Genomic DNA, 2,526 nt, shown 5'->3' with positions numbered 1-2,526 from the left:
GCGCGCGGCCGGATCGACGTGCTGTCCGACGGGGTGGTCCAGCAACGCATCCCACTCGACGCCGACGCCGTCGCCGCGCCCCTGACCATCCCGCTGGACCTCGTGCCCGTCCGCGACGGCGCCGCCACCGTGACCCTGCACACCGCGCTGTACCCGATCGGCGAGACCTGCCCGGCCGACTGGACCGGCCGGGCACTCGCCCTGCTCGACCCGCGGATCCGCTACGACGGGACGCCCCGAGACCCCGCGACCGTCGGCGAATTCCTGCCCCCGATCCTCGAACGGATAGAGCTGTACCTGCCGGAACAGCCCACCGCCGCCGAATCCGCCGCGGCCGCCTCGCTGACCACCGCGATCGGATCCCGCTATTCCGGACGGGAACCGGAATTCGTCGTGCTGCCCGCACCCCCGGCCGCCACCGACGACGCCGGTGCCTTCACTCGCCGGATCGTCATCCACCAGAACGATGCGACCGCGCAGGCACGCGTGCTGCCGGCGCAGACGACGCCGACCCTCGAACTGACCGGGTCGGCGGCCGGTCTGGCCGACCAGGTACGCGGCCTGCGCAGCGACCTGTCCGTCCTCGCCGTGCAGGAGACGGCGACGCTCGGCGGCACCGCGGTCGTCCCGCAGTTGGCGACCACCGACCTGGCCTTCGACGAACTCGGCATCGGCGCGCCCTCCGCCACCGCGGTCGGGGTCGCCACCGTCGAGTTCGGAGTCGACCAGAGCCGCATCGGCCGGCGCGTGCACGACCTCCGGCTCGAACTGAGCGGCGTCTACACCCCGACGACCTCCGTGCGCACCGGCATCGTCACAGTGTCGGTGGGCGACCGGGTTGTCGACTCGTGGCCCGCCGACGACACCGGCCGGATCGATCGCACCGTCTCCGTCCCCGACGCCCTGCTCTCCCGCGTCACACCCGTAACGGTGTCGCTGCAGACCTCCGGTGGCACCACCCAGTGCGGTCTCGAACAGCCGGTGACCATCCGGTTCGACGGCACGAGCCGTGTGATCACCGCCCCCGCCGGCGCCGGGGTGGATTTCGCGGCGCTCCCGCACAGCCTGCTGCCGGACGTGCAGGTCGCCACCGCGACCGCGAGCCTCGCCGACACCGCCCGCGCCGTCGGCATCCTCGCGGACCTGCAGGCACTGAGCGGCGCGCCGCTGATCCCCGAATGGGTGAGCGTCGACGCCGCGGTCACCGGCGACAAGCCCGCGATCATCGTCAGCCCGGACACGGTGCCGACCGGCCTGAACCTGCCCCTGACGCTGACCGGCGGACGCGCCCTGACCGTCACCGACGACACCGGCCGGACCGGCACCGTCACGTTCCCGAGCGACGTGCGCTTCGCGTCCCTGCAGGTACTCGAGGACAGCGGCCGCACCGTGCTCGTCGCCTCCGCGACCACGCCCGCGGCGGAACTGGACCGCACCCTGTCCTGGCTGCGCGCCGAACCGGGCCGCTGGGCCACGCTCACCGGGGACGTCGTCTTCACCGCCCCGGGACAGGAACCGATGGTGCTCACCGCCGCGACCACAGCGACCGCCGCGGACACCGCATCCGACGACCTCGGCATCGTCGGCCGGATGCTCACGATCGGAGGCGTCCTCGCCGCCGCCGGTCTGCTCGTCGGCGGAATCGTGGCGTTCGCCTGCCGCGGTCACCGGTCGCCGCGACCGTGACCACAGCGCCACCCCGCCACCGCCAGCCCGGGACGCAGCGTGCCGCGACGCTGGGAGTCCCGGCCCGCTGGGCGATCCTGCTCCTCGCGACGATCCTGGCCTTCCACCGCACCGTCCTGCGCATCATCGACGAGGCCCAGGCCGGCGCCGGCAGCGGATTCGTCCTCGTCATCCCGGTGTTCGCCGCATTCGCCGCGTGGGGACTGACCCGGCGGCGCCGCGACGAACTCCCCATCCACGACCGCCAGACCGACCGGATCGTGGGGGTCGCCGTCCTCGTCGTCGCCTTGGCGGTGCGCGCACTGCTCACCCCCCGCTACCGCGAGCAGTACGTGATCATGCACCTGGACGTGCTGGCGATGTGGCTGTTCGTCCTCGGCGGCTGCGTCGTGCTGTTCGGCCTGCGCGGCACCAGCCGGTACTGGCCGGTGTGGCTGGTGCTGTTGTTCACCTCCCCGTTGATCCTGCGTCTCGTCGTCGCCGGGGCCGGCGGATCCCGGTTCGCGTCCGGCGCCACCGTGACGGTCCTCGCGGCGGTGTGTATCGGCATCGCCTGCGGGCGCACCCCTCGCCGCGGACTCGCCGCCGCAGCCGCCACGGTGCTGGTCGGATGGACCGCCGCCGCCGTCCACCTCACCCTGTGGCCCGGAGCCCGGGTCGACGTCGTCCAGATCGTCCCGACCGTCTTCGCTGCCGCCGCCGTCGGCGCGGTGTTCCTGGCCGTCACCCCGGACGAGTCGCGGAAGGCCCGAACGTGCCCAGTGACGCCCCGCGACGCCGCGGGCGCACTCGCCCTGGTGATTCCGCTCGCGCTCGGCATCGCGGTGCTGCCCCTGCCGG

General features: G+C 73.6%; 2 protein-coding genes. Both read left to right on the top strand.

Translation table 11 applies throughout. The features are described 5' to 3' along the window. The coding region (locus tag I0Q12_RS21510) for a hypothetical protein (protein ID WP_197254533.1) at nucleotides 1-1,686 on the top strand (1,686 nt) is incomplete at its 5' end. Beyond that, nucleotides 1,683-2,526, top strand: an 844-nt coding sequence (locus I0Q12_RS21505; RefSeq protein WP_197254531.1) for an archaeosortase/exosortase family protein, incomplete at its 3' end; no start/stop codon positions are given. The genes I0Q12_RS21510 and I0Q12_RS21505, both read left to right, overlap by 4 nt.

It is taken from the genome of Rhodococcus sp. CX, assembly GCF_015865005.1.
In the GTDB taxonomy this organism is placed as follows: Bacteria; Actinomycetota; Actinomycetes; order Mycobacteriales; family Mycobacteriaceae; genus Rhodococcus.
This window is presented reverse-complemented; position numbering and strand designations above follow the sequence as displayed.